Genomic DNA, 24,769 nt, shown 5'->3' on the forward strand with positions numbered 1-24,769 from the left:
CGTCCGCCCGGCCGCGTTCCCGTCCGCCCGGCCGCTGTTCCCGTCCGCCCGCCCGGTCACCGCAGCAGCGCCTCCAGGAAGTCCGAACCGAGCCGGGCGCTGCCCGCCAGGTCGAGCTGGTAGAGCATGTACCGCCCGCGCCGTTGCGTCGTCAGCAGCCCGGCCTTCCGCAGCACCGCCAGGTGGCGGGACACCTCGGGCGCGCTGAGCTGCCAGGCGGACGCCAGTTCGCCGGTGGTGTGCGGCCCGCGGGCGATGGTGCGGGCCAGTCGCAGCCGGACGGGGTGGGCCAGTGCCTCCAGGCGCTGCTGGACGAGGGCGAGCGAGACCGGTTCGGGCAGGCCGGCCTCGGCGACGGGGTACTGGAGGACGGGCCGCCAGCCGGGCGCGTGGACGACCAGGAGGTGGGGGCGGCCGAAGGCGGTGGGGATGAAGGTGACGCCCCCCTTGTCGACGGCGTTGGTGGTGCTGTCCTGCAGCTTGTCGATGACGATCCGCCGCCGCCCGCCGCCCTGGTCGAGGCTGACGGACGGTGAGACGGCGGCGAGCGTCTCACCGAGGCCCCGGCGGGCCAGCAGGTCGGTCTTGCGCCGGGCGTCGGCGGCGAGGTCGGGCAGGACGCGCTGCCAGGCGTCGGCGAAGAACGCGGACACGCAGTCCTCCAGCATCCGCCGCACCAGCGCCCGCACGGCGGGCGGGTCGGAGAGCAGCCGGTCGGCGAAGGCGGCCTGCCGGGGGCCGCGGGCGAGGGCGAGTTCGCGGGCCCGCTCGTTGGCGGCGGGGTCGGTCAGCGGGGAGGTCGTCCGGAGGTTGAGCCGCGAGGAGCCGCAGGTGGTGATGAGGGCGCCGGCCACGAACAGTTCGTCGTCGATCCGGTCGACGGCGTCGAGTTCCTCGGCGAGGGTCGCGCCGGGCAGGCCGGGGACGAGGAAGTCGGCGCGTGAGGAGCGCCAGAGGAAGTCGGCCTCCAGCAGCCGCTCGGCCAGCTCCGGCGGGATCGCGGCGGTGGTGCTGCTCGCCCAGCCGCTCAGCGCCGGGTGGTGCGCCGGCTCGGCGAGGACGTGCAGCATGGCGTTCAGCTCGGCCAGCGGGGAGGGCGTGAAGAGCAGGCGCTCGTCGGACAACCCGGTGATGTCAATGGTCACACTCACGCGACAGATCCTGTCACCCGATCAGGCGCGGCCTGCCGCCGATTGACGGGAACCGTCAATTCACGTGCCAGGCGGCCCGGCCAGGGCGGACGGTACCGGCCATGAGCCTGATCCAGGAGAAGTCCGTCCATGACCACGCCGCCGCCCGCACCGGCGAGCCGCCCGCACCGCCGGTCGGCACCGGCCGCGGCGGCCCGTCCGCGCTGCTGAGCCTGCTGACCGCGGCCGGCGGGCCGCGGTACGCCGTCGCACTGGCGGTGGACGCGGTGGGCGGCGGCATGCTGCGGCCGTTCCTGCTGCTGTACGGGGTCGGCATGCTGCACCTGGGCGCGGGGGCGGTCGGGTTGGCGCTGTCCGCCGGGATGGTCGCGGGCCTGCTGGTGGTGCCGCTGACCGGCCGTTGGATCGACCGCGGCGCCCGGACCTTCCCCGCGGCCGTCACCCTGCTGCTGCGGGCGGCGGGTGCGCTGGTGCTGCTGATCGCGGACGGTCTGCCGCTGTTCACGGCCGCGGCGGTGCTGTTCGGGGTGGGCAGCCAGTCCTGGCCGACCACGCACGCCGCGGTGGTGAGCACCCTGACCGAGGGCCGGCTGCGGGACGCGGCGCTCGCCGCCGGGCGGTCGGTGCGCAACGCGGGACTGGGCCTGGGCGCGTTGCTGGCCACCGTGGCGGTGAGCGGCGGGGCGGGCGCGATCCGGCTGCTAGCCGGGGTGACGGGTGCGGCCTGCCTGGTCGCCGCCGCGCTGGTGGGCTCGCTGCGGGTGCGGGCCGACCGGGAGGCGCCGCGGAAGGCCGCGCAGGCCGACGCCGGGGAGCTGCGCGCGCCGCTGCACCGGATCAGCCTGCTGAGCCTGGCCAACCTGCCGTACGCGTTCTGCTTCGACGTGCTGGAGGTGGCGCTGCCGGCGCTGCTGGTGCTGCAGCTGCACGCCTCTCCGGCCTGGTCCTCGGGCCTGTTCGTGGGCAACACGGTGCTGGTGATCGCCCTGCAGCTGGCGCTGGTGCTGCGGCTGGCGGACCGTCCGCGGCGGGCGGTGCTGGCGGCCTCGGGCGCCCTGCTGGCGGTCTCGTACCTGGGGTTCTGGGCGGCCGGGGCGCTGGGCGGCACGCCGGGGGCGGCGGCCATCGCGGTGGTCTCGGTGCTGTACACGCTCGGCGAGATCCTCTACACCGGCTCGGGTACGGCGCTGGTCGCGGCCGTCGCCCCGCCGCACCTGCTCGGGCGGGCGCTGGCCCGCTGGGAGCTGTCGATGGGCGTGGGCCGGGCTGCGGCGCCGGCCGTGGTGACGGCGCTGCTGGCCGTCGGTCCGGGCGCGCTGTGGCTGCCGCTGGCCGCCGCCACCGCGCTGGGGGCGCTGGCGGTGCTGCGGCTGGGCCCGGCGCAGTAGCCCCGACCCGGTGGGATGATCGGATTCATGGCCCTGACCCCGTACCAGCAGCACCTGCGCGACCGGATCCTGGCCGCCGCGGTGACCGCACCGCCGGAGCCGTGGCGGCCGGTCGGCCGGGGGACGATCCCGGTCGGCGGGCTGCTCGGCATCGGCTTCACCGTCCACCCGGAGAGCGGGCACGACCTGGTGCTGGCCGTGTCACACGGCGGGCACGGCCTGTTCGACGCCGTGACGGGCCTCAAGCTGGCGCGCGACCACGAGCCGGCCGAGGACCCGGACGGCCCGGACCTCTGCTGCCCCGGGCTCGGCCAGGTCACCGACGTGCGGATCCCGGTGGCCGGGACGTGGGGCGGCGGCCTGCACACCGGCGCCGAGGGCGGCTGGCACGTCGAGATCGCCGCCCCGGAGTGGCCGCACCACCGGGTGCTGCTCGCGACCGGCCGCGGGCCCTGGCAGGGCGAGCACGGCGAGAGCTGGTGGCAGGTCTTCGACTCCAGCTGGTCCACCCTGCGCGCCGCCGGCTTCTCGCCCACCGGCCGGACCCTCGCGGTGGCCACCAGCAGCGACCTCACCCTCTGGACCCGCGCCTGAGGTCCCGCCCTCCGGAGCCGGGTGCCCTGCCGCCCCGGCCCCCGCCGGAGGCGGGCGCCTGCCGGATGCCCGGTCCCGCCCGGTGCGGCCGCCCTCCGGATGCGCCCGGGACGCCCAGCGCCGATGCTGGCGACGAGGCGTGCCAGGCCCGAGGAAGGACACCGAACCCCATGAGTGCGCTCGACTTCGAGATCGTCGACAGCCCCGACAGCTCGCTCAACAAGACCTCCGTCCTGGTCACCGGCCCGCGGGACGCCATGCTGGTGGACGCCGGGTTCACCCGCTCCGACGGCCGCCGCCTGGTCGAACGGATCGAGGCCAGCGGCAAGCGGCTGACCACCGTGTTCGTCAGCCACGGCGACCCGGACTTCTACTTCGGGGCCCAGGAGGTCCAGGACGCCTTCCCGCAGGCCCGGTTCCTGGCCACCGCCTCGACCGTCGAGCACATCCAGGAGACGTACGAGGGCAAGCTGCGCGCCTGGTCCCACCTGGGCCCCGAGCTGGCCACCCGGCTGGTGCGGCCCGAGGTGCTGCACGGGGACGAACTCGTCTTCGAGGGCTACCGGTTCGAGGTGCGCGGCGCCGACTTCCACCTGCCGGACCGGCACTACCTCTGGCAGCACCACCACCGCGCCGTGCTCGGCGGGGTGCTGCTCTTCGAGGGTCTGCACGTGTGGACGGCCGACACCCCGACCGCTGCCCAACGGGCCGCCTGGATCGACCTGTTGGACGGCATCGAGGCGCTCCACCCGACCTGGGTGGCGGCCGGCCACCGGGTCGCCGACGCCCCCACCGACCTGAACGCCCTCGACCACACCCGCGCCTACCTGCGCGCCTTCGAGACCGAGATCGACCGGGCCGCGGACGCCACCGCCGCGAAGGAGGCGCTGGAGCGCCGCTTCCCGGAGCTGGGGCTGCGGATCGCGGTGGACATCGGCACCAAGGTCGTCATGGGCGAGATGGCCTGGGGGTGAGCGCACGATGATCGAGATCCCCAGGGACGTGGCCGGCTTCGCCGAGTCCTCCGCGCCCGCCGACGTGGTCCGCCGCCAGTACCTGGCCTCCGCCCGGGGCGACCTGGCCGCGCTGCGCGCCACCCTCGCCGAGGACGTCGAGTGGACTGAGATGGCCGGCTTCCCACTGGCCGGCACGTACCGCACCCCCAAGACCGTCACCGCGAACGTGATGGAGCGGCTGGCCGCCGAGTGGCACGACTGGACGGCGCACGACGACACCTACGTGGTGGACGGGGAGGAGGTGGTGGTCCTGGCCCGCTACACGGCCGTCCACAAGACCACCGGAAAACCGCTCGCGGTCCGGGTCGCCCACCACTTCACCGTGCGCGGCGGCCGGATCGTCCGCTTCGAGCAGTTCACCGACACCGCGCTGGTCAGGGACGCGATGACGCCGTAGCGCCGCCCGCTCCCCCCGGACCCGCCGTTCACCCGTACGGGCGAGCGTGGCGCGACGCGCCCGGCGCGGTCTCGACACACCACCCGGACGGCGGCAGGCTGACCCCGTTTCCACGGCCGGACAACGAGGAGTCGAGCATGGCGGGCACGGACATCGGCACCACCGGAGCGGGCGACGGGCAGGACCGCCCGATCGTGATCGTCGGCGCGTCCCTGGGCGGCGCGAAGGCGGCCGAGGCGCTGCGCGAGGCCGGGTACGAGGGCGGCGTCGTCCTGATCGGCGAGGAGCACGAGCGCCCGTACGAGCGGCCGCCGCTGTCCAAGGGCTACCTGCTGGGCAAGACGCCCCGGGAGAAGATCTACGTCCACCCGCCGCAGTGGTACGCCGAGCACGACATCACGCTGCGCCTGGGCACGGCGGTCGCCTCGATCGACCCGGCCGGGCACACCGTGACGCTCACCGACGACGGCCGGGTGGAGTACGCCAAGCTGCTGCTGACCACCGGCTCGGTGCCGCGCCGGCTGCCGGTGCCGGGCGCGGACCAGGACGGCGTGCTCTACCTGCGCCGGGTCGACGACAGCGACCGGATCAAGGCGGCGCTGCGGCCGGGCGCCCGGATCGTGGTGATCGGCGCGGGCTGGATCGGCCTGGAGGTGGCGGCCGCGGCCCGCGAGTCGGGGGCCGAGGTGACGGTGCTGGAGGCACTCGAACTCCCGCTGCTGCGGGTGCTCGGCCGGGAGGTCGCCCAGGTCTTCGCCGACCTGCACCGGGACCACGGCGTGGACCTGCGCCTGGGCGTCAAGGTGGCCGAACTGACCGGTGACGGCGCCACGGTGAGCGGGGTGAAGCTCGCCGACGGCACGACCGTCGCGGCCGACGCGGTCGTGGTCGGCATCGGCATCGCCCCCGCCGCCGGACTCGCCGAGGCGGCCGGCCTGGAGGTCGACAACGGCATCAAGACCGACCGGCACCTGCGCACCTCCGACCCGGACGTCTACGCGGCCGGCGACGTCGCCAACGCCTACCACCCGCTGTTCGACAAGCACATCCGGGTCGAGCACTGGGCCAACGCCCTCAACCAGCCGCAGACCGCCGCCCGCGCCCTGCTCGGGCAGCCGGACGCGGTCTACGACCGGATCCCGTACTTCTTCACGGACCAGTACGACCTCGGCATGGAGTACGTCGGTTACGTCGAGCCCGACGGCTACGACCAGGTGGTGTTCCGCGGCGACCCGGCCACCCGCGAGTTCATCGCGTTCTGGCTGTCCGGCGGCCGGGTGCTCGCGGGGATGAACGTCAACGTCTGGGACGTCACCGACCCGATCCGCGAACTGGTCCGCTCGGGACGGGTGGTGGACGCCAAGGCGCTGGCCGACCCGAACGTTCCGCTCGGCGAGGTGTAGCCGTCGGGCGTCACGGTCAGCCGTGACGGCCGGCCGTGCCAGGTGCCCGTCGCGGTCAGCCGTCGCGGTCAGGCCTCGCGGTCAGCCGTCGCGGTCAGGCCTCGCGGTCAGCCCACCGGGACGCCGGGGTTCACCAGGCCCCGGCCCCCGGTGACGGTGTTGCCCGCGCCGATCGTCACCGGGCACGTCGCGGCGTCGTGGTTCGTCACGTCGATCGCGTACCGGTCCGCTCCGGTGGCCCCGGTGAGGTCGGAGCGGTTGCCTCGGAAGACCGTGCCGCAGCCCCAGCCCGGCTGGACGCTGTGGGTCTGGTAGCCGTCGTCGGTGGTGCGCCTGCCGGTGTTGTTCTCGATGACGTAGCCGTTGCCCTTCACGTCGACCCAGGAGTCGTCGTAGTTGCGGCCGGTGAGTCCGTCGCCGTCGAAGGAGTTGCCGGAGACCAGGCCGCCGGTGGTGCCCTCCTTGAGGTCGACGTTCTCGGCGCCGATGTTCGGGCCGAAGGTGTTGCCGGTGATCTGCACGTGGTCGCTGCGGTCGGAGAGGGTGCCGGCGGTGCCGACGTACACGCCCTCGCCGAGGCCGTCGCGGTTCAGGCCGGTGTCGTGGATGCGGGAGTTGCGCAGCGTGCCGTAGCTGCTGGAGTTGCGGAAGTGCACGCCCTCCATGGTGGTGTGGTGGACCGTCACGCCGTCGATCACCACGTGGCTCGCGGCGTCCGCCATGATGCCCTTCTGGGCGCCGGTGACGGTCAGGCCCTGGACGGTCCAGTAGCTCGCGCCGTCGAGGTGGAGGCCGTAGCCGCCGCCGGTGGGGGTGGTGAGCACGGCCTTGGCGGAGCCGGTGAGGGTGATCCGGGCGGCGGCGGTGCCGGGCACGGTCGCCTTGAAGCTGCCGGAGTAGGTGCCGTCGGCGAGCTGGATGGTCCGCCCGGGCACGGCGGCGGCGAGCGCGGCCTGGAGCTGCTTGGCGGTACCGACCCTGACGACGGTCGCGGCCGGGGCGGCCGTCGCACCGGGGGCGGTGCCGACGGCGAGGGCGGTGAGGGTGGCGAGGGCGGCGCCGAGGGCGAGGGGGGACGTCGGCTTCATGAACGGTGCTCCTTGCGGGACGGGCGGTGACAGGAACATGCCGCCGATCACACTGGACTGGACCATTCCGAAGCGTCAAGAGTGCCGCCGTCGGGCGATACTGGGCTTCGGGGGAACCTCGGACGGCTTCGGGAACGCATCGGGCGGGGGCAGGGAGGCACGGTGGGCGGGACGGCCGGATTCGCCGTGGTGGTGTTCGGTGCGCTGGGCGGCGTCGTCGCCTACCTCGCCGGGGTGGTCGGGCTGCGCGAGCAGCGCCGGCTGCGCCGGGTCGGCGTCCCGGCGTCGGCCCTGGTGCGCGCCCGCGCCCGCGGGCCGGAGGACCGCGCACTGCCGCCGCGACCGCTGCTGCAGTTCGAGACGACCGACGGCCAGGTGATCGAGATCTTCTCCCCCGTCCCCTCCACCGCCCGCCACCCGCTGCCGGACGGCCGCTACGTGCCCGTCCGCTACGACCCGGCCGACCCCCGGCAGGTGCTGGTCGACGGGCGGGAGCGGACGGGGCTGGAGTACGGGTTCCTCGCGCTGGGGGTGCTGGCCGTACTGGGCTCGATCACCCTCGCCGCCACCGCGCTCTAGGCGGCCGGCGCGGCCCCGCGGCGTCCGCGCTCCCGGCCCTTCCTGGCCACCGAGGGCTGGTGGATCACCGGCCGGGCCCTCTTCGCCAACGGCGGCTACACGACGCGCTGACCCTGCGGCCGACGATCGGGCCCGCCCTGCCCCTCGGCCGGGCGGGCCCGGTCGCCGTCGCTGCCGTCGCTGCCGCCGTAGCCGTCCTCCCGGGCGGCGCCCCCGCGCAGGGCGTCGACCAGCCGCCGGGCCCGGGTGTCCTCGTCGAGCAGCGCCCGCACCAGCGGGCCGGGGGCCGCGCCGGCCAGGTAGGCCTCGACGGAGCGCGGATCGGCCGGGAGGGCGACCGTCCCGGCGGTGAGGGCGGCATGGGCCCGGGCGTAGTCCAGCCCGACCCAGGCGAGCAGCTCGCCACCGGTGTCGTCCACGTCCGGCTGAGGCCGGTGGCGCAGGACTTCGTGGACGGCGAGGAGGGCGAGCAGGACGTGCTCGGTGCCGGGCGTCCGGCGGCCGAGGCGCAGCGCCTGTTCGTCCGTCTCCAGCCGGATCCAGTCCGCGGACGGCGCCGCCGGGCCGGCCGCACCGGGCTTCAACAGCCTTTTCCAGAGCGGGAGTCGGTGCGACCGGCGGCCGAGCAGGGCGTCCCGGGTGGGGTGCAGCAGCGGGTCCAGCGCGTCGGGCGTGCCGTCCGGGGCCGCGACCTCCGGGGCTGGCGGTGCCGGAGGAGCCGGAGGAGCGGCCTTCGGCCCGGGGTGCGGCGCGTCCAGCCGGTCCCGGACGGCCTGCGGCGCCACGCCCGCCGCGCGCAGCAGTTCGGCGGCGCGGGTGCGGTCGTCGGCCAGCAGGGCGCGCAGGACGTGCTCGGCGGTGAGCCGCCGCTCGCCGCTGTGCCGCACCGCCGTCACCGCGGCGGACAGCGCGCGGGCGGCGGCGCCGGTCAGGACGAGGTCCGGGGCCTGGGTCGAGCCGAGGACCTCCCGGGCCGGCACGCCGGCGTCGGCCTCGTCGTCCGTGGCCCAGCCCTCGCCGCGCTCGCCGTCGCCGTCACGCTCGTGCTCGTGCTCGTGGTCTTGGGCGCCGTGGCGGTCGCGGTCGCGGTCGCGGTCGCGCAACAGGGCGCGCAGCTCGCTCTCAGTGGCCCCGGCGGCGGCGAGGGCCGCACCGGCCGGGCCGCTCGACCCCACCACCGCGGTCAACAGGTGCTCCGTACCGAGCCGGCCGCCCCTCGTGCCGAGCGTGTGCCAGTCCGCTTCCAGCGTGGTCTCCATCAGGCCCTCCCCGCACAGGTGGCTTTGCCCACACCATACGCTTGCTTTGCCTTCTCTTTGTAGTCGGCCGTTCGTCAGGACGGCATCAGGACCCAGCGAGCGGAAGCATCGGCGACGCAGCGTTGTTGGAAGCGGAGAACCCGCGCCGGCGAAAGGGGTGAGCACCGTGGCCGACACGCTCCCCGGGCCCGAGCACGTACCCGACGGCGGTGCGCCCGGCCCGGACGACGGCACGGCGGAGGCGCTGGACGCCTACTCGCGGATCGTCACCACGGTGGCGGCCGCGGTGACTCCGCGCGTCGCCGCGCTCCAGGTGCCCCGGCGCGGCCGGGGCGGCTGGTTCAGCACCGCGCTCGGCTCGGCGGTGGTCTTCACCGACGACGGCTTCCTGCTGACCAACGCTCACGTCGTCGGCCACGCCGACGCCGGGACGCTGGCCTTCGCCGACGGCACCACCTCCCCCTTCCACACCATCGGCGCCGACCCGCTCTCCGACCTGGCCGTCCTGCGCGCCGACGGCCCGACCCCCACGCCCGTGCGGCTCGGCGAGGCCACCGCCCTGCGGGTCGGGCAGCTCGTCGTCGCCGTCGGCAACCCGCTCGGACTGGCCGGGACGGTCACGGCGGGCGTGGTCAGCGCCCTCGGCCGCTCGCTCCCGGCCCGCTCCGGCAGCGCCGTACGCGTCATCGACAACGTCATCCAGACCGACGCCGCCCTCAACCCCGGCAACTCCGGCGGGGCACTGACCACCGCGAACGGCAAGGTCGTGGGCATCACCACGGCGGTGGCCGGCAACGGGCTGGGCCTGGCCGTCCCGATCGACGCCACCAGCCGGCAGATCATCGCCACCCTGCTCACCGACGGCCGGATCCGCCGCGCCTACCTGGGCCTCGCCGGCGTGCCCACCCCGCTGCCGCCCACCCTGCGCAGCCGCACCGGGCAGCAAGCCGGCCTGCGGATCGTCGAGGTGGTCCCCGGTGCCCCCGCCGACAGCGCCGGACTGCACGAGGGCGACCTGCTGCTCACCGCCGGCGGCGAACCGATGACCAGCGCCCGCACCCTGCAGCACCTGATGCTGGCCGACGCGATCGGCCGCCCCCTGGCCCTGACGGTGCTGCGCGGCACGGCCCTGGTCGACGTGATCGCCGTCCCGACCGAACTGCCCTCGGACGACTAGCCCTGGGACGATCAGCCGTCGTACGACCGGCCGTCGGCCGACCGGGCATCGGACCGCGAACCTTCGGGCCGGCGCGGCTCGCGCCACATCGCCCAGAGCGTCGGCCCGCCATCCGGCAGTCGCAGCTCCGCGCTCACGGTGAAGCCGAAGTGCTCGTAGAGCCCGAGGTTCGCGGCCCTGGAGGACTCCAGGTGGACGGGCCGTCCGGCCGCGTCGGCCTTGGCGAGCCCGGAGCGCAGCGGTGCGGCCCCCTGGCCCTGGTGGGCGAACCCGTTCGTGGGCGCCGTGCCCTGCCCGGGCCGGCGGCCGGGCAGGGCCGAGCCGGTGGCCGGGCAGGGTAGGGCACGCGGAGCGGATCGCGGGGGTCGGTCCCTCGCGGGCGAGCCCCTGTCCGAACGTGCGACCGCTCCGCGCGCCCGTTACCTGTTTTCCACCGGTTCACCGCGGGCTCCGGAGTACCGGCCGGAGCCCCCGGCCTTTCGGCGTGGTCGGCCGCCGACCCACCGGGAGGTCGGCGGCGGACCGTCCGGGAGCACCTCAGGGCTGGTGGTCGAGGCGCAACGACGACACCCGTACCGCGCGCCGCGGCAGCGCCGCGGGCAGGGCGACCAGCAGGGCGGTGGCGGTGAACACCGCGTAGTGCGCGCCCTCCGGCCAGGGGCCGGACCAGCCGAGTTCGGCGTGGCGGTGCTCGGCGAAGGCGTTGCAGCAGAGCCAGGCGACCAGGCCGACCACCGGGGCGGCGCGGGGCCGGGAGAAGCCGCCGACCAGGCCGCACAGCGCCACGTACGCGACGAAGGCGAGCCGGCCGGAGTGCAGTTCGCCGAGACCGCCGAGGCCGAGCGCCAGCAGGCCGCCCGCGAGCAGGGCGACCGTGCCCGAGGTGCCGACCGGCAGCCGGTCCAGCACGGGACGGAAGCGGGTGGCACCCGGGCGGGCCGCGTACATCCGCACCGCGGTCTACCGCTTCGCCGCGAGGAGTCCGGGCATCGGGCCGACCGGCAGGTGCCGGCGGGCGCGGCGTTCCCGCGCCTCCAGCTCGTGCAGGTCGTGGAGCAGCGCGGGCACCGGGACGGTCAGCACCGGGCAGCCCGCCTTCCGCGCGCAGTACGCGGACACCGAGCGCCGCAGCCGGCGGCGCAGCAGGCCGCCGCTGTGCCCGAGGACCAGCAGGTCGCCGGGCCGGTCGGCGACGTCGACCAGGGCCGGGCCGGTCTCGCCGCGGATCACCACCGGGCGCAGCGGCACCCCGGGGTCCTCGCCGCCGAAGGCCTCGTCGAGGGCCCGGTGCAGGCGCTGTTCGGCGGCGTCGCGGACGGCCGCGAGCAGCGGCGGGCAGGGCGAGCGCCGGTAGCCGTGTTCACCGCCCGGGGGCTCCCAGGCGAGCACGGGCAGGAGTTCCGCGCCCCGCTTGCGGGCCTCGGTCACCGCCTGGTGCAGCGCCGCCAGACTCCCCAACGACCCGCTGACCCCGACCACCACCCTGGGTGCCCCGCTGCCCTCGCGTCGCTCGCTGCCGTACATGATCCGTCCTCGTGTCGTGGTGGCCGCACTCGTGCCGTGGCGGCCGTACTCGTTCACCCAACCGCCGGTCCGGGTGCCCGCCGGCACTTCTTGATGCCTCCCTGACGTTCGGTGCGGCGATCCCAACGCACTCCATACGGCGGGGGGACGGGGCGGCGGGGATCCCGGGTCGGGCCGGGCGCCGCCGGGGCCACGGGCGCTGCGGGAGACCCGGGCCGGGGGCGTCCCCGCCACGCGGCCGCTGCCCGGGGCCGCCGTTCACGGTCCGCAGCCCACCCACCACCCACGGCCCACGAGATGAATGGTGCTATCGTCAGTAGCACCATGTTGTTGAAGCTGGACGTCGGGGACACCCGACCACTGCACGAGCAGGTCGCGGGGGCGATCAGGCGGGCCGTCGCCGAGGGCGAGTGCGCCCCCGGGGACAAGCTGCCGCCGGCCCGGGAGCTGTCGCGGGCGCTGGGGGTCAACTCCAACACCGTGCTGCGCGGGCTGCGCACGCTGCGCGACGAAGGGGTGCTGGAGTTCCGCCGGGGCCGCAGTATCACGATCGCCGCGGGGGCCGACACCCGCTCCGAACTGGTCGACCGGGTCCGGCAGTTGGTCGAGGACGCGGCCCTGGCCGGCTACAGCAGGAACGATCTCGTGGACATGATCAGGGGGATGTCGTGACGGACGAAGGATCAGGAACGCAGCGGCCCGGGGCTCGGAAGCCGGGCGGCCGGGGCGCGCTGTGGGCTGCGCTCGCCTGGTCGCTGGGGGTGCTGGCCCTGCTGGTCGCGCTGCCGCTGGCGGCTCGCCACCGCCTGCCGGACCCGCTGGCCACCCACTGGGGCGGGCGGGACCCGGACGGTTCGATGTCCCTGACCGGGGCCGCGCTGTTCCCGGCGCTCCTCTGGCTGGTCCTGGTGCTGGTCTCCGCCCTGCTGCAGCGGTACTGCGGCGAGCGGACACCGGGCTGCGGGGCGGCGGCCCTGGCGGCCGGCGGGGTGCTGCTGACGGGGGCGCAGACCGCCGTCGTGCACGCCAACCTGGACCGCGCCCGTTGGCAGGACGCCGCGCCGATGGGCGTCGAGGTGGTCCTGGTCCTGCTGGCCACGGGCGCCGCCGGCGTGCTGGCCTGGCTGGCGAGCCGCCGGTTCGGGCACCGGGCCGAGGCGCGCCCGGCAGCCGGTGCGCCGGTGCTGGACGTGCCGGAGGGGGAGGAGTTCGTCTGGCTCTCCTGGGCCACGAACCCGTGGCTGCAGCTGCTGGCCGCCGTGCTCGGGCTGATCGCGGTGGCGGGTGTGCTGGTGGCCGCGAGCGGACTGGCCGGCCTGAGCTGGTCGCTCGTGCTGCCGTTCGCGTCGGCCGCCGTCGCCGTCCTCGCCTGCTCCTCGGTGCAGGCGCGGGTGACCGCCCGGGGTCTGACGGTCGGCTTCGGCCCGTTCGGCCGGCCCGCCCGGCACTGGTCGCCCGCCGACCTCGCCTCGGCCCGCGCCGAGCAGCGCACCGCCGCGCAGGCGGGCGGCTGGGGCTACCGGATCAACGGGCTCGGGACCACGGTGATGCTGCGCGGGGGCCTGTGCCTGGTGGTGCGCACCCACCGGGGCACCGACTTCGCGGTCAGCGTCGACGACGCCGAGCGCGGGGCGGCGCTGCTCAACGCGCTGATCGCGCGCGCCGGGCAGCCGACGGGCTGAGCCCGGCCCGGCGCCGGGCCCCGGCAACGGATCGGTCCCGGCAGAGGATCGGCCCTGCCCGTCGGCTGCCCGGCAGAGGATCAGTCCTGCCAGTAGAACAGCAGGGTGTCGACCTTCAGCGGCCCGCGCTCGCCGAAGTAGTAGACGCAGAACCCGGTGACGACGGTGCTCCTGGTGGCCTCGTCCACCCAACGGAAGCCGGCCCGTTCCAGGACCCGGCGGGCCGGCGTGTCGTCCGTGTCCGTGCCGCCCGCGAAGGGGCCGAGGGTGCTGACGAACAGGCTGTCCCCGTCGAGCCGGATCACGTGGTAGCTGCCCTCGCCCACCCCGTTGTCCTCGTGGGCCGAGACCGGCGGGTCGAAGTCGATCCCGGCGGCCTCCAAGGCCTCGGTGACGCGGCGCAGCCGGCCCTCCACCTCGGCGGGCTCGGGCGGGTCGGTGCGGAGCGCCTCGACGCGCCAGCGCGGGTCGGTGTCGCGCTCGCAGCGTGCGGCGTACTCGTGGACGATCGCGAGGCGCATCTCCTCGGGCAGGCCGGGGACTTCGACCCGGGGGCTGCCGAGGCGGCGGTCCCATGCGCGGGCCTCCGCGCTGTCGCCGGTGAGGCGGTGCAGCGCGCAGACCGCCCACAGCGCGGCCTCGACGGGCGGGTCCGAGGCGAGGAGGGTGCGCAGTCGCTCGGGGTCGGCCACGAGGGTGTGGGCCTGGTGGGCGACCGTGCGGTCCGGGTCGGCGAGGGAGTCGGTGACGTCCTGCCCGGCCCGGTGGCGCAGCCGGTCGCGGGCCAGCCGGTCCTCGGGGCGGGCGTCGCCGAGGTCGGCCAGCACGGTCGCGAGGCCCCGGCGGTCGGCCAGCGCGTCCAACCCGGCCTCGCCGAACGCGCGCCAACGCCACGAGGGGTTGGCGGCGAGGGTGGCGAGTTCGGCCGTGGCCGTGCGGTCGCCGAGGACGCCGCGGGCCTTGAGGTAGGCCTGGCACAGCCCGTACTGCCCGTCCTGGCTGCGCTCCGGATGCCGCAGCCAGGGCAGGATTTCGGCACGGTCGGCGAGCAGGTCGAGCAGGGCGACGCGCAGCTCGGCGGTCTCCTCGCGGTTCCGCAGGACGTCGAGCAGGGCGGGGGCGTGCTGCTCCGGCACCCGGCCGACCAGGGCCTCGATGCAGGCGCGGCGGCGGTACCAGTGGCGTTCCGGGTCGGCCGCGTAGCGGGCGAGCTCGTCGGCGCCGCAGGCGCGCAGGGCGGTCACGTCGTAGGGACGCGCGAAGGGGATCAGGTCATCGATGCTGGTCACCGGGGGATATTAGGCGGCGACGCGGGCCGTAAACCACTCAAATCAGTGGTGCTTCGAACGCCAATACGGGTACACAAGTTGACGGTCACTCAGGTGCGGGCGGCGCCCCGTCGACACCGCCCCCGTTCCTGTCCCCGGTGGCCCGAGAAGTCCGCGGGCGCTCACGCGCCCGCACCAAGCAAGGAGGCGTCCGTGACTCACGACTCACGCGCGCAGAACTCCCCGGATGCCCGGCGGGGCGTCCAGGACGAACGGTCGGTCATGTTCCTCCGCCTCGGCGTCGGGCTGATCGGCATCCTGCTGCCGCCGGCCCTGCCGTTCGGCAACTGGCTGGCCGCCGAGGTGATGGGGCGCAGCACGGACGGCTTCTGGCCGGGCTCGATGAGCGCCTCGTACTACACCGACACGCGGAACGTCTTCGTCGGTGCCCTGTGCGCGCTCGGGGTGTTCCTGATCTGCTACCGCTTCGACCGCCGGGACGACCGCTGGAGCACGGCGGCCGGGGTCTTCGCGGTCGGGGTGGCGCTGTGCCCGACGTCGCCGGAGGGTGCGTCGGACGTCCAGCGCACCATCGGGGTGTTCCATCTGGCCTTCGCGAGCCTGCTGTTCGTCATGCTGGCGATGTTCTGCCTCTACTCCTTCCGCAATCCCCGTTCCACCCAGCCGGCCCGGGTCGGTACGGCCTACCTGGTGGCCGGGGTGCTGATCCTGGTCGCGCTGGTGCTGTCCGTCGCGGCCGGGGTGACGGGCATCGGCGACGACTGGCCGGTGCGGCCGCTGTTCCTGTGCGAGTGGCTGGCGACGTGGTCCTTCGGTGCGGCCTGGATCGGGGCCGCGCTCGAACTGGCGGCGCACCGCCGGGGCGGCTCCGACGCGGCGGCCGTGCCCCGGCAGCCGGGCGGGGCGCTGGTGGAGCCGAGGCAGCCGGAGGCTCAGTCCTGAGGGGCGGGGGCCCGCGAACCCGGGCGCCGCCCCAAGCCCACCAGACCCGAGGGTTCGTCATATCGTCGCACCGGCGACCGTTACCATGCGCACCAAGGACCGCCACCGAGGCGGCCGGTGACGGATGCCCAGCAACGGGAGGGCGAGCATGGCGAACGAGGTCCGGGCACAGCGCGGTCCACAGGAGGATTGCCCGTCGGTGGACCTGCGGATGGACGTTCCGCACTCCGCCCGGGTCTACGACTACCTGATCGGCGGCAAGACCAACTTCGAGGCGGACCGGGTCGCCGCGCACGCCTCGGTGAAGGCCTGGCCGTCGCTGCCGATCTCGATGCGCACCACCCGCGACTTCATGCAGCGCTCGGTGCGCCACCTCGCCGAGCAGTACGGCGTACGGCAGTTCCTGGACATCGGCACCGGCATCCCCACCTCGCCGAACGTGCACGAGATCGCCCAGGCGGTGGCGCCCGGGTCGCGGGTCGCGTACGTGGACAACGACCCGATCGTGCTGACCCACGCCCGGGCGCTGATGGACAGCACGCCCGAGGGTCGCACCTGTTACGTGGACGCCGACTTCCGCGACCCGGAGTCGATCATCGGCAACGCCCGGCTGCGCGAGGTGCTCGACCTCTCGCAGCCGGTGGCGCTGTCGCTGATCGCGATCGTCCACTTCGTGCTGGACGAGGACGACCCGCAGGGCATCGTGCGCCGCTTCATGGACGCGCTGGCGCCCGGCAGCTTCCTCGCCCTGACCGTCTTCACCGGCGACACCGACCCGGTCGGCGTGGGCGGCGTCGGCCGGGAGTACAACGCGCGCGGCATCCCGCTGCAGATCCGCGACAAGGCCGAGACGGAGGCCTTCTTCGACGGCTACGAGCTGCTCGACCCGGGCGTCACGCTGGTGCACCACTGGCGCCCGGACACGGACGCCGCGCCCGTCCGGGACCAGGACATCGCGATGTACGCGGGCGTGGCGGTCAAGCGCTGAACCGTCCTCGTGGCGGGCCCGGTCACCCGGGGACGGAGACCAGGCCCGCCTCGTAGGCCAGGATGACCAGCTGCACCCGGTCGCGGGAGTCGAGCTTGGCGAGCAGCCGGGTCATGTAGGTCTTGACGGTGGCGATGCTGAGCACCAGCTCGGCGGCGATCTCGGTGTTGGACAGACCCCGGCCGACCAGCGTGAGGATCTCGCGCTCCCGGTCGGTGATCGCCGCCAGTCGGCGCACGGCCTCGTTCCGTGCCCCGGGGCCGGACGGCTGCCCAGGCGCCTGCCCGGCCGGCTGCCCGGGGAACGCCGCAGGCCCGGACAGGGCACCGGACGGCCGGCCGGCGACGAACGCGCCGACCAACCGCCGGGTGACGCTCGGCGCGATCAGGGCGTCCCCGGCGGCGACCACCCGCACCGCGCCGAGGATGTCGTCCAGCGCCATGTCCTTGACCAGGAACCCGGACGCCCCGGCGTGCAGCGCCGCGTAGACGTGCTCGTCCTCGTCGAAGGTGGTGAGCACGACCACCCGGGTCGGGCCGCCGGCGGCGGTCACCAGCCGGGTGGCCTCGATGCCGTCCGCGACCGGGGGCACCTCCCGGTCGCCGGGCCGGGGACGCATCCGGATGTCCATCACCACGACGTCCGGGCGCAGTTCGGCCGCCAGCCGGACGGCCTCGGCCCCGGTGCCCGCCTCGCCGACCACCTCGACGTCGGTGGTCTCCGCGATGACCATCTCCAGCGCTGCCCGTACCAGCGGCTGGTCGTCGGCCAGGACGACCCGGATCATGCGCGCACCTCCCCCGCGACCGCCGAGACCGGGATCGGCAGCGTGGCCGCGACCCGGAAGCCGCCGTCCGCACGCGGCCCGGCGTCGAACCGTCCGTGCAGCAGGGCGACCCGCTCGCGCAGCCCGGCCAGCCCGAAGCCGCTGCCCGGGTCGCCGCCGTGCCCCCGGCCCCGGTCGGTGACCTCGACGGACAGCTCCCCCGCCGTCCGGTGGTCGACCCGGACCACGCAGGCGTCGGCGCCCGCGTGCCGGACCACGTTGGTGACGGACTCCTGGATGATCCGGAAGGCCGCGAGGTCGATCTCCGGTGGCAGCTCCCGCTGTTCGCCGTGTCGCCGGACCTCCACCCGCACCCCCGCCGCGGTGGTCGCCCCGGCCAGCCGGTCGAGGTCCGCCAGGCCCTGCGCGCCGGTGGCCGGGCCGTCGCCGTCGGCCCGGCGCAGGACGACGAGCATCCGGCGCAGCGCGGCCAGGGTGTCCCGCCCGGCGGCCTCGATCTCGCCCAGTGCCGCCTTGGCGCGTTCCGGCCGGCGGTCGAAGACCCGGTGGGCGGCGCCCGCCTGCAGCGCGACGATGCCCAGGCTGTGCGCGACGGTGTCGTGCATCTCGCGGGCGATCCGCAGCCGTTCGGCGGTGACCGCCTCGGCGGCGGCCCGGCTGCTCAGCGCCTCGGCGTGCTCCCGGTTCTGCCGCACCGAGCGCCCGACCAGCCAGGCGACCAGCGCGAGCAGCGCGGCGCCGTCGGCGGAGCCGATGTGGGTGCCGGTGAAGATGCCGACGGTGCTGCCCCGCACCATGCCGATGTGCAGCACCAGGAAGCCCATGACGAGGACGAACGCGGCCCGCGAGGTGCGGCGCGGCCGGGTGGCGGTGATCAGGCAGAGCGCGGTGTCCACGGCCAGCAGCGCGCCGGGCGGCACCTGGGTGCCGCCGGCCCAGCCGTCGGTCTCGGTCCAGGTCGCGATCAGCAGCAGGACGACGGACGGCACCGGCAGTCGGCGCACCAGCGCGGCGCCCGCGAAGGCCACCACCGTGTCGGCCAGGGTGAACGCCCATCCGCCGTGCGCGGCGGCCCCGTGGTGCTGCGCGGAGCCACCGAGCCGGACGGCGGGGTAGGCGGCGGCCACGCACCAGGCGAGCCCGACCCAGACCTCGGGCGGGACGCGCCGGAACAGCGGCGGGGTGGGGGTCGAGGGCATGGTTCATGATCGTAACGACGGACCGACGAATCGTCATCCGACCGTGGTTGTACGGCCGGGGGTGACCCGCGCGTACGACCAGGGCTGACCCGCGCGTACGGCCGGGGCTGACCCGCGTTGTCGACTCCGGTCCGATGCGCGGGCAGCCGCTCCCCCGGCACCGTGGAGCCCATGATCGAAGTCACCGAGCTGACGAAGCGCTACGGTCGCCCCACCGCCGTGCGGACCGCCGTCGACCGTCTCACCTTCACCGTCCGGCCCGGCGCCGTCACCGGCTTCCTCGGCCCCAACGGCGCCGGCAAGTCCACCACCCTGCGACTGGTCCTCGGCCTCAACGACCCCACCACCGGCACCGTCACCGTCGACGGCCGCCCCCTCCGCGGCCGGCCGCGCGGCCTGCGCCACGTCGGCGCACTGCTCGACGCGGGCGACGTACACGGCGGGCGCAGCGGCCGGGCCCACCTGCGGGCGCTGGCCCGCAGCAACGCGATCCCGGCCGCGCGGGTCGAGGAGGTGCTGGAGGAGGTCGGGCTGGGCAAGGCCGCCGGGCGGCGGATCCGCGGCTACTCGCTGGGCATGAAGCAGCGGCTCGGCATCGCGGGCGCGCTGCTCGGCGACCCGCCGGTGCTGCTCTTCGACGAACCGCTCAACGGGCTGGACCCGGAGGGCGTGCTGTGGGTGCGCGGGCTCTTCCGGCGCCTCGCCGCCGAGGGACGGACGGTGTTCGTCTCCAGCCACATGATGGCCGAGATGGAGCACACCGCCGACCGACTGGTGGTGATCGGACGCGGCCGGCTGATCGCGGACGAGAGCCTCGCGGACTTCTCGGCCCGCAACGCGGTGACCCCGGTGGCCGTCCGCACGCCCGAACTCCCGGTGCTGGCCGAGGCGTTGCGGTCGGCAGGGGCGGACGTACAGCTCGTCGATCCGCAGTTCGCGACCGTCACCGCGATGCCCGCCGAGCGGATCGGCGAACTCGCCCTGCGGCACGGCGTGGTGCTGCACGAACTCGCCACCCGGACGTCCTCCCTGGAGTCCGCGTTCATGTCCCTGACCGCCGACAGCGTCGAGTACCAGGCCGGAGAGCCCCGATGAGCACGATCCCTGCCCCCCTTGCCCCGCGCCTCGCCGAACCCGCTCCGCGCTCCGCCGAGCCGGCGACCCGGTTCACCGACCTGCTCGCCGCCGAGTGGATCAAGTTCCGGTCGCTGCGCTCGATCCCGTGGGTGCTCGGCCTGAGCGCCGTGGCCATCGTCGCCGCCAACCTCAAGTCCGCCCTGTACACCCGAGACCACTACACACCCGGCGACGGCGATCCGGCGACCATGGTGATGGAGGCGCTGCACGACGCCTTCAACCTCGCCTCCGCCGACATCCTGCTGCTCGTCGGAGGCGGTCTCGGCGCGATCGTCATCGCGGGCGAGTACGCGACCGGGCTGATCCGCACGACGCTGGCGGCCGTGCCGGACCGCCGGGCGGTGCTGGTGGCCAAGGCCGGCGTCCTGGCCGCCGTGATGCTCGGCTTCGGCGTGCTCACCGTCGGCGTGTCCTTCGGCCTCAGCCAGGCGATCCTGTCCGACCTCGGCATCGGACAGTCCCTCACCGACCCCGCCGCCTTCCGGTACGTCGCGGCGGCCGCGTTGTTCGGCCCGGTCTGCGCACTGGTCGGGCTCGGCCTCGGCACCCTGATCCGGCACAGCGCGGGCGCGGTGGTGGGCACCGTCGTCGTGTTGTTCTTCCTCCCGTCCCTCGTCACCGAGCGCTACCGCTGGACGGCCGACCTGTTGCACGCCCTGCCGCTGGCCGCCTGGCAGCGCCTGGCCCGGACCACCCTGGCCGGCCAGCGCCCCAGCGCCTACCCCGCGACCGTCGCGGGCTCCTGGATCACCTTCGCGGCCTGGTCGTTGGCCTCGGTGGCGATCGCGGCACTGGTGATCCACCGCCGGGACCACTGACGGCCGGGGAATGCCCGAACGCCCGGTCACGGCTCGTCGCAGCTCGTCGAAGCCCGTCACGGCCCGTCGAAGCCCGTCACGGCCCGTCACGACTCAGAACGCAGCGATGCTCCCAGGCGCCCGCTCGGCCCGGCTGAGCGCCCGCAGCACGCCCACCCACCCGTGCCGCCGCACCGCCAGCCGGGCCAGCAGGGCGGCCACCGAGTCGGCGGTCTCCGGCGGGAGTCCGGGGGTCGGGACACCGACGCTGACCGCCAGGTCGTCGGCGTGGACGGCCAGTTCCATCGTCCGGGTCGCCAGCAGGTCGTCGAGGCTGAGCGACCACGACCCCCAGAACGGCAGCCGGGCCGGGCGGGTGCCGTCCGCTGCCGCCAGTACGGTCGTCAGCTCCGCGACGGCGGCGTCGACCCGGCGGTGCAGTGCGGCCGGCCCGTCCGCGGCGAACGCCTCGCTGCCCTGCCGGATCCGCACGTTGATGTCCGCGTCGAGCCCCGCGCCGACCCACTCGACCCGGGCGTAGTGGTCCAGCAGGCCGACCGTCGCCTCGGTCGGCGGCGCGGCGGCCAGGGCCTCGGACACGCAGAGGACCTGGAAGGCCAGGTGCCCGGCCAGCCCTCCGACGCTCCACTGCGCCAGCGCGCTCGGCCGCCGCCAGGCCTCGGCCACCTCGGGGCTGCGCAGCAGCTGCTCGGCCGCGCGGGCCGCGGCCAGGAAATCCGCTCGGGCATCACTCACGATCCGCTCCCTACCGCACCCCGGAGGCCCGGAAACCGGGCCATGCCGACCGTCCCTCCGACCGCTCCGCCGCCGCGCCCCAGCCGCTCACGACGCACCACCGGCCGACCCACCGGAGCCGCCCGAACCGCCGAAGCCACCGGAGCTGCCCGAACCGCCGCCCGGACCGCCCGACCGTGCCGGGGTGGGCGTCGTTCCCGCCACGGTGTCCACCACGGCCACCAGCAGAGCCGTCAGCACCAGGCCCGCCGCGACCGTCACACCCAGCTGGAAGGCCGTCGCCCAGTCCGGGTGGCGGCCCCCGGCGTGGGCGAAGAACACCGACCCGACGACCGCGATGCCCACCGCCGAACCGACCCGCTGCGCGGTCTGCAGCACGCCGCCCGCGCTGCCCGCCCGGGCGACCGGCACCTGCTGGAGGGTCAGTGTCTGGTTCGGGGCGATCACCAGCCCGCTGCCCACCCCGGCGACCAGCAGCGGCAGCGCCGTCGTCCAGCCCACCCGGGGCCCCGACCACAGCTGCACCGCGAGCGCCGAGGCCAGCAGTCCGGCCAGCACCAGCAGCAGCCCCATCACCACCAACCGCCGCCCGAGCCGGCTCACCAGCCGCCCGCCCACCGCCGCGGCCACGCCCGAGCCGATCGCGAACGGGGTGATCGCCACGCCCGCGGCGAGCGCCGAGTAGTGCAGGCCGACCTGCAGGTACAACGTGAAGATGAAGAAGATCGCGGTGAACCCGGCGAAGTACGCCAACGACAGCAGCACGCCCGCCGCGTACGGGCGCACCGCGAACAGCGCCATGCTCACCAGCGGCTCGCGCCGCCGCCCGTAGTGCACCTCCCAGCCGACGAAGGCCGCGAGCAGCGCCGCCGACACCGGCAGCAGCAGCCACCGCGCCGGGCTGTGCCACTGTTGCGCCTGGACGAACGGCAGCAGCAGCGCGACCGTGCCGGCGCCGAGCAGCACCACACCGACCGGGTCGAAGTCGCGGTGCCCGGCCCGCTCGGCGGCCGGTGGGGGCGGCGGGAGCAGCCGGCGGGCGATCGGCAGGGCGGCGATGCCGATCGGCAGGTTCACCAGGAACACCCAGCGCCAGCCGTCCTGCGGGCCGGACAGGTGGATCAGCAGCCCGCCGAGCAGCGGTCCGACCGCGGTCGACAGCCCGATGGTGGCGCCGAGCGCGCCGAAGGCCCGGCCGCGGTCCGCGCCCCGGAACAGGGTCTGGATGAAGCCGGACACCTGCGGGACGAGCACACCGCCCGCCGCACCCTGGAAGAGCCGGGCCAGCACCAGCCACTCCTGGCTCTGCGCCGCGCCGGCCAGCGCGCTGGCCAGGGTGAACAGGGCGAGCCCGGCGAGGAAGACGGCGCGCCGGCTGCGCGCGTCGCCGAGCCGCCCGGCCGGGACGAGCACCAGGCCGAAGGCCAGCGCGTAGCCGCTGAGCACCCACTGCAGCCCGCTCTCCGACATGTGCAGCCCGGCCCGTACGGTCGGCAGGGCGACGTTGACGATGCTGACGTCCAGCAGGGTCATGAATCCGGCGACCAGACAGACCGCGAGCGCCCGCCACCGCCGCGCATCGGCCCGGCCGCCCGCTGCGGAGGAGCCGGGCGGGTCCGGGTATGCGGTGGTGGACGGGGCGTCGGGGGTCATGGGAGCCTCTTCCCGGTGTCCGGGGCGGCCAGCTCGCGGCCCGGCCGGTCGCCGGCGGGCTTCGCTCGGCTCATCGTCGCCCGGCCCTCCCGGTGCCGCCACCGGGCCGCGCCGCGGGCCGCCGCCGCGTCACACGCCTCACCGCACCCCGGGCCGCACCGCGTACCGCCCCCGCGTCACACGCCTCACCGCTCCCCCGACCGCCTCACCCGAACGGCCGAACCGGATCGCGATCGGCGCCCGCACCCCAGAGGCTGACGGCATGACCGTCGCCACCGAGAACCCGCCGTCCGCCCCACCGGTGCTGGACCTGCGGCAACGGAACGTCGTCTTCGCGACGATCGTGCTCGGCATGCTGCTGGCCGCCCTCGACCAGACCATCGTCGGCACCGCGCTGCCGACCATCGTCGCGGACCTCGGCGGGGCCGCGCACATGTCCTGGGTGGTGACCGCGTACCTGCTGGCCGAGACGGTGGCCACCGTGCTGGCCGGGAAGTTCGGCGACCTCTACGGGCGCAAGCTGATCTTCCAGATCTCGACGGTCGTCTTCATCGCCGGTTCGTTCCTGTGCGGGCTGGCCACCAACATGACGCTGCTGATCGCCTGGCGGGCAGTGCAGGGCATCGGCGCGGGCGGGCTGATGGTCACCGCCATGGCGCTGATCGCGGACGTCATCCCGCTGCGCGAACGCGGCAAGTACCAGGGCGCGATCGGCGCGGTGTTCGGCGTGGCCACGGTGATCGGGCCGCTGCTGGGCGGGCTGTTCACCGACCACCTGTCGTGGCGCTGGGCGTTCTACGTCAACGTGCCGCTCGCGGTCGTGGTGGTGATCGCGGCCGCCCGGACGATCCCCTCGGTGCGCTCGGCGACCCGGCCGGTGATCGACTACCTGGGCATCGCGCTGGTCGCGGTCGGCGCCGGCGCGCTGATCCTGGCGACCAGCTGGGGCGGCAACCAGTACCCCTGGGGCTCCGGGGTGATCGTCGGCCTGTTCGTCGGCGGCGCGATCGCCCTCGGACTGTTCTGCTGGGTCGAGATCCGGGCCGTCGAACCCATGCTGCCGATGCGGCTGTTCCGCAACCCGGTGGTCACGGTCTGCTCGGTGCTCAGTTTCATCGTCGGCTTCGCGATGCTCGGCGCGCTCACCTTCCTGCCGACCTTCCTGCAGTACGTGGACGGTGAGTCGGCGACGGCCTCCGGCGTCCGGATGCTGCCGATGGTCATCGGCCTGCTGCTCGCCTCGATCGGCAGCGGCACCGTGGTCAGCAGGACCGGGAAGTACCGGCTGTTCCCGATCGTCGGCACGGCCGTCATGGCCCTCGGCCTCTACCTGCTCTCCCGGCTCGAACCCGGCACCGGCACCGCGCTCGCCTCGTTCTACATGTTCGTGCTCGGCGTCGGCATCGGACTGAGCATGCAGGTGCTCACCATCGCCGTACAGAACACCGTCGACTACGCCGACCTCGGCACCGCCACCTCCGGGGTCACCTTCTTCCGCACCATCGGCAGCTCCTTCGGCACCGCCGTGTTCGGCACCATCTACGCCAACAGCCTCACGACCGAACTCGGCAAGGGCATCGCCACCGCCGCCCGGCTCACCGGCGCCGACCCGGCCGTGCTCGCCCACGCCGCCGAGAGCCCCCAGGGCGTGCACGGCCTGCCGGCCGACCAGGCCGCGCCGATCGTGCAGGCGTACTCCGACGCGCTGCACACCGTCTACCTGTGGACGATCCCGGTGGCCGTGATCGGCTTCGTCGTCGCGCTCTTCCTCAAACAGGTGCCGCTGCGCGACACCGCCCGGGCCGGCTCCACCGACATGGGCGAGGGCTTCGCCCAGCCGACCACCTCCGACGCCGACCCGCACCTGGAGTACTCGGTCTGCAAGATCGTCCGCGGTGTGGACCTCGACACCGTCCGGACCATCGTCTCCGGCGCCGACACCCGGGTGGACCTCGCCGGCGCC

At 75.1% G+C, this 24,769-nt stretch carries 24 protein-coding genes and 1 pseudogene; 14 read left to right on the forward strand and 11 right to left on the reverse strand.

Features of this window, described 5'->3' with window-relative positions; genetic code table 11:
- Positions 1-56 precede the first annotated feature (56 nt).
- Entirely contained in the window at positions 57-1,151 is a 1,095-nt protein-coding gene (locus ABTY56_RS25540; RefSeq protein WP_350631501.1) for a DUF5937 family protein, read from the reverse strand.
- Positions 1,152-1,252: 101 nt separating this feature from the next.
- Here ABTY56_RS25540 and ABTY56_RS25545 point away from each other — a divergent pair, with 101 nt between their 5' ends.
- The 5 genes from ABTY56_RS25545 to ABTY56_RS25565 all read left to right on the forward strand — a co-directional run bounded on the left by ABTY56_RS25545 (position 1,253) and on the right by ABTY56_RS25565 (position 5,949).
- A complete protein-coding gene (locus ABTY56_RS25545) occupies positions 1,253-2,539 on the forward strand; it encodes an MFS transporter (protein ID WP_350631502.1) in 1,287 nt (428 codons plus the stop codon).
- A 27-nt stretch (positions 2,540-2,566) separates the two neighbouring features.
- Positions 2,567-3,133, forward strand: a complete 567-nt coding sequence (locus ABTY56_RS25550; RefSeq protein WP_350631503.1) for a hypothetical protein — start codon at positions 2,567-2,569, stop codon at positions 3,131-3,133.
- Positions 3,134-3,303: 170 nt separating this feature from the next.
- Positions 3,304-4,107: an MBL fold metallo-hydrolase gene (locus ABTY56_RS25555; protein ID WP_350631505.1), complete on the forward strand. Its 804-nt coding sequence runs from the start codon at positions 3,304-3,306 to the stop codon at positions 4,105-4,107.
- A gap of 7 nt (positions 4,108-4,114) precedes the next feature.
- Positions 4,115-4,546, forward strand: coding sequence for a nuclear transport factor 2 family protein (locus ABTY56_RS25560; RefSeq protein ID WP_350631506.1), 432 nt, complete (start codon positions 4,115-4,117; stop codon positions 4,544-4,546).
- Positions 4,547-4,683: 137 nt separating this feature from the next.
- On the forward strand, positions 4,684-5,949 hold the full coding sequence (locus ABTY56_RS25565) for an NAD(P)/FAD-dependent oxidoreductase (protein ID WP_350631507.1): 1,266 nt from the start codon (positions 4,684-4,686) through the stop codon (positions 5,947-5,949).
- Between the two features lie 107 nt (positions 5,950-6,056).
- Here the strand turns inward: ABTY56_RS25565 and ABTY56_RS25570 are convergent, their stop codons facing one another.
- Positions 6,057-7,037 carry a right-handed parallel beta-helix repeat-containing protein gene (locus tag ABTY56_RS25570; protein WP_350631508.1) on the reverse strand — a complete coding sequence of 327 codons (981 nt, stop codon included), beginning with the start codon at positions 7,035-7,037 and terminating at the stop codon, positions 6,057-6,059.
- A 162-nt stretch (positions 7,038-7,199) separates the two neighbouring features.
- Here ABTY56_RS25570 and ABTY56_RS25575 point away from each other — a divergent pair, with 162 nt between their 5' ends.
- Positions 7,200-7,616, forward strand: a complete 417-nt coding sequence (locus tag ABTY56_RS25575) for a DUF3592 domain-containing protein (RefSeq protein WP_350631509.1) — start codon at positions 7,200-7,202, stop codon at positions 7,614-7,616.
- A gap of 95 nt (positions 7,617-7,711) precedes the next feature.
- Here the strand turns inward: ABTY56_RS25575 and ABTY56_RS25580 are convergent, their stop codons facing one another.
- On the reverse strand, positions 7,712-8,875 hold the full coding sequence (locus ABTY56_RS25580; RefSeq protein WP_350631510.1) for a Clp protease N-terminal domain-containing protein: 1,164 nt from the start codon (positions 8,873-8,875) through the stop codon (positions 7,712-7,714).
- A 166-nt stretch (positions 8,876-9,041) separates the two neighbouring features.
- Here ABTY56_RS25580 and ABTY56_RS25585 point away from each other — a divergent pair, with 166 nt between their 5' ends.
- The gene (locus ABTY56_RS25585) at positions 9,042-10,052 is read left to right on the forward strand and encodes a S1C family serine protease (RefSeq protein ID WP_350631511.1); all 1,011 of its coding nucleotides are present in this window, start codon (positions 9,042-9,044) and stop codon (positions 10,050-10,052) included.
- A gap of 11 nt (positions 10,053-10,063) precedes the next feature.
- Here the strand turns inward: ABTY56_RS25585 and ABTY56_RS25590 are convergent.
- The 3 genes and pseudogenes from ABTY56_RS25590 to ABTY56_RS25600 form a co-directional block, all read right to left on the reverse strand.
- Positions 10,064-10,312 (reverse strand): annotated as a pseudogene (locus ABTY56_RS25590) (hypothetical protein); the annotation flags it as partial.
- A gap of 277 nt (positions 10,313-10,589) precedes the next feature.
- Positions 10,590-11,006: a hypothetical protein gene (locus ABTY56_RS25595; protein ID WP_350631512.1), complete on the reverse strand. Its 417-nt coding sequence runs from the start codon at positions 11,004-11,006 to the stop codon at positions 10,590-10,592.
- A gap of 6 nt (positions 11,007-11,012) precedes the next feature.
- On the reverse strand, positions 11,013-11,576 hold the full coding sequence (locus tag ABTY56_RS25600; RefSeq protein WP_350631513.1) for a universal stress protein: 564 nt from the start codon (positions 11,574-11,576) through the stop codon (positions 11,013-11,015).
- 324 nt (positions 11,577-11,900) lie between these two features.
- On the opposite strand from ABTY56_RS25600, the gene ABTY56_RS25605 reads away from it, so the two are divergent.
- Positions 11,901-12,248, forward strand: a complete 348-nt coding sequence (locus tag ABTY56_RS25605) for a GntR family transcriptional regulator (RefSeq protein ID WP_350631514.1) — start codon at positions 11,901-11,903, stop codon at positions 12,246-12,248.
- Positions 12,245-13,258, forward strand: a complete 1,014-nt coding sequence (locus tag ABTY56_RS25610; RefSeq protein WP_350631515.1) for a DUF1648 domain-containing protein — start codon at positions 12,245-12,247, stop codon at positions 13,256-13,258. Before ABTY56_RS25605 ends, ABTY56_RS25610 begins: the two co-directional genes overlap by 4 nt.
- An 80-nt stretch (positions 13,259-13,338) precedes the next feature.
- On the opposite strand, the gene ABTY56_RS25615 is transcribed toward ABTY56_RS25610, so the two are convergent.
- Complete coding sequence (locus ABTY56_RS25615) at positions 13,339-14,547, reverse strand: hypothetical protein (protein ID WP_350631516.1); 1,209 nt, start codon at positions 14,545-14,547, stop codon at positions 13,339-13,341.
- Positions 14,548-14,739: 192 nt separating this feature from the next.
- On the opposite strand from ABTY56_RS25615, the gene ABTY56_RS25620 reads away from it, so the two are divergent.
- Complete coding sequence (locus ABTY56_RS25620) at positions 14,740-15,489, forward strand: PMP-22/EMP/MP20 family protein (protein WP_350631517.1); 750 nt, start codon at positions 14,740-14,742, stop codon at positions 15,487-15,489.
- A 148-nt stretch (positions 15,490-15,637) separates the two neighbouring features.
- A complete protein-coding gene (locus ABTY56_RS25625) occupies positions 15,638-16,477 on the forward strand; it encodes an SAM-dependent methyltransferase (protein ID WP_502893182.1) in 840 nt (279 codons plus the stop codon).
- Positions 16,478-16,499: 22 nt separating this feature from the next.
- On the opposite strand, the gene ABTY56_RS25630 is transcribed toward ABTY56_RS25625, so the two are convergent.
- Together ABTY56_RS25630 and ABTY56_RS25635 are read right to left on the reverse strand one after the other, a co-directional pair.
- A complete protein-coding gene (locus tag ABTY56_RS25630) occupies positions 16,500-17,264 on the reverse strand; it encodes a response regulator transcription factor (RefSeq protein ID WP_350631519.1) in 765 nt (254 codons plus the stop codon).
- A complete protein-coding gene (locus ABTY56_RS25635; RefSeq protein WP_350631520.1) occupies positions 17,261-18,463 on the reverse strand; it encodes a sensor histidine kinase in 1,203 nt (400 codons plus the stop codon). The genes ABTY56_RS25630 and ABTY56_RS25635 overlap by 4 nt, the downstream gene beginning before the upstream one ends.
- A gap of 171 nt (positions 18,464-18,634) precedes the next feature.
- Here ABTY56_RS25635 and ABTY56_RS25640 point away from each other — a divergent pair, with 171 nt between their 5' ends.
- Together ABTY56_RS25640 and ABTY56_RS25645 are read left to right on the forward strand one after the other, a co-directional pair.
- A complete protein-coding gene (locus ABTY56_RS25640; protein WP_350631521.1) occupies positions 18,635-19,558 on the forward strand; it encodes an ABC transporter ATP-binding protein in 924 nt (307 codons plus the stop codon).
- Positions 19,555-20,418: an ABC transporter permease subunit gene (locus ABTY56_RS25645; RefSeq protein ID WP_350631522.1), complete on the forward strand. Its 864-nt coding sequence runs from the start codon at positions 19,555-19,557 to the stop codon at positions 20,416-20,418. The genes ABTY56_RS25640 and ABTY56_RS25645 overlap by 4 nt, the downstream gene beginning before the upstream one ends.
- 93 nt (positions 20,419-20,511) lie before the next feature.
- Here the strand turns inward: ABTY56_RS25645 and ABTY56_RS25650 are convergent, their stop codons facing one another.
- Entirely contained in the window at positions 20,512-21,153 is a 642-nt protein-coding gene (locus tag ABTY56_RS25650; protein WP_350631523.1) for a maleylpyruvate isomerase N-terminal domain-containing protein, read from the reverse strand.
- An 87-nt stretch (positions 21,154-21,240) separates the two neighbouring features.
- Entirely contained in the window at positions 21,241-22,806 is a 1,566-nt protein-coding gene (locus ABTY56_RS25655) for an MFS transporter (protein ID WP_350631524.1), read from the reverse strand.
- A gap of 262 nt (positions 22,807-23,068) precedes the next feature.
- On the opposite strand from ABTY56_RS25655, the gene ABTY56_RS25660 reads away from it, so the two are divergent.
- The coding region (locus tag ABTY56_RS25660; RefSeq protein ID WP_350631525.1) for an MDR family MFS transporter at positions 23,069-24,769 on the forward strand (1,701 nt) is incomplete at its 3' end.

This window comes from Kitasatospora sp. NPDC097691, from assembly GCF_040302665.1.
In the GTDB taxonomy this organism is placed as follows: Bacteria; Actinomycetota; Actinomycetes; order Streptomycetales; family Streptomycetaceae; genus Kitasatospora.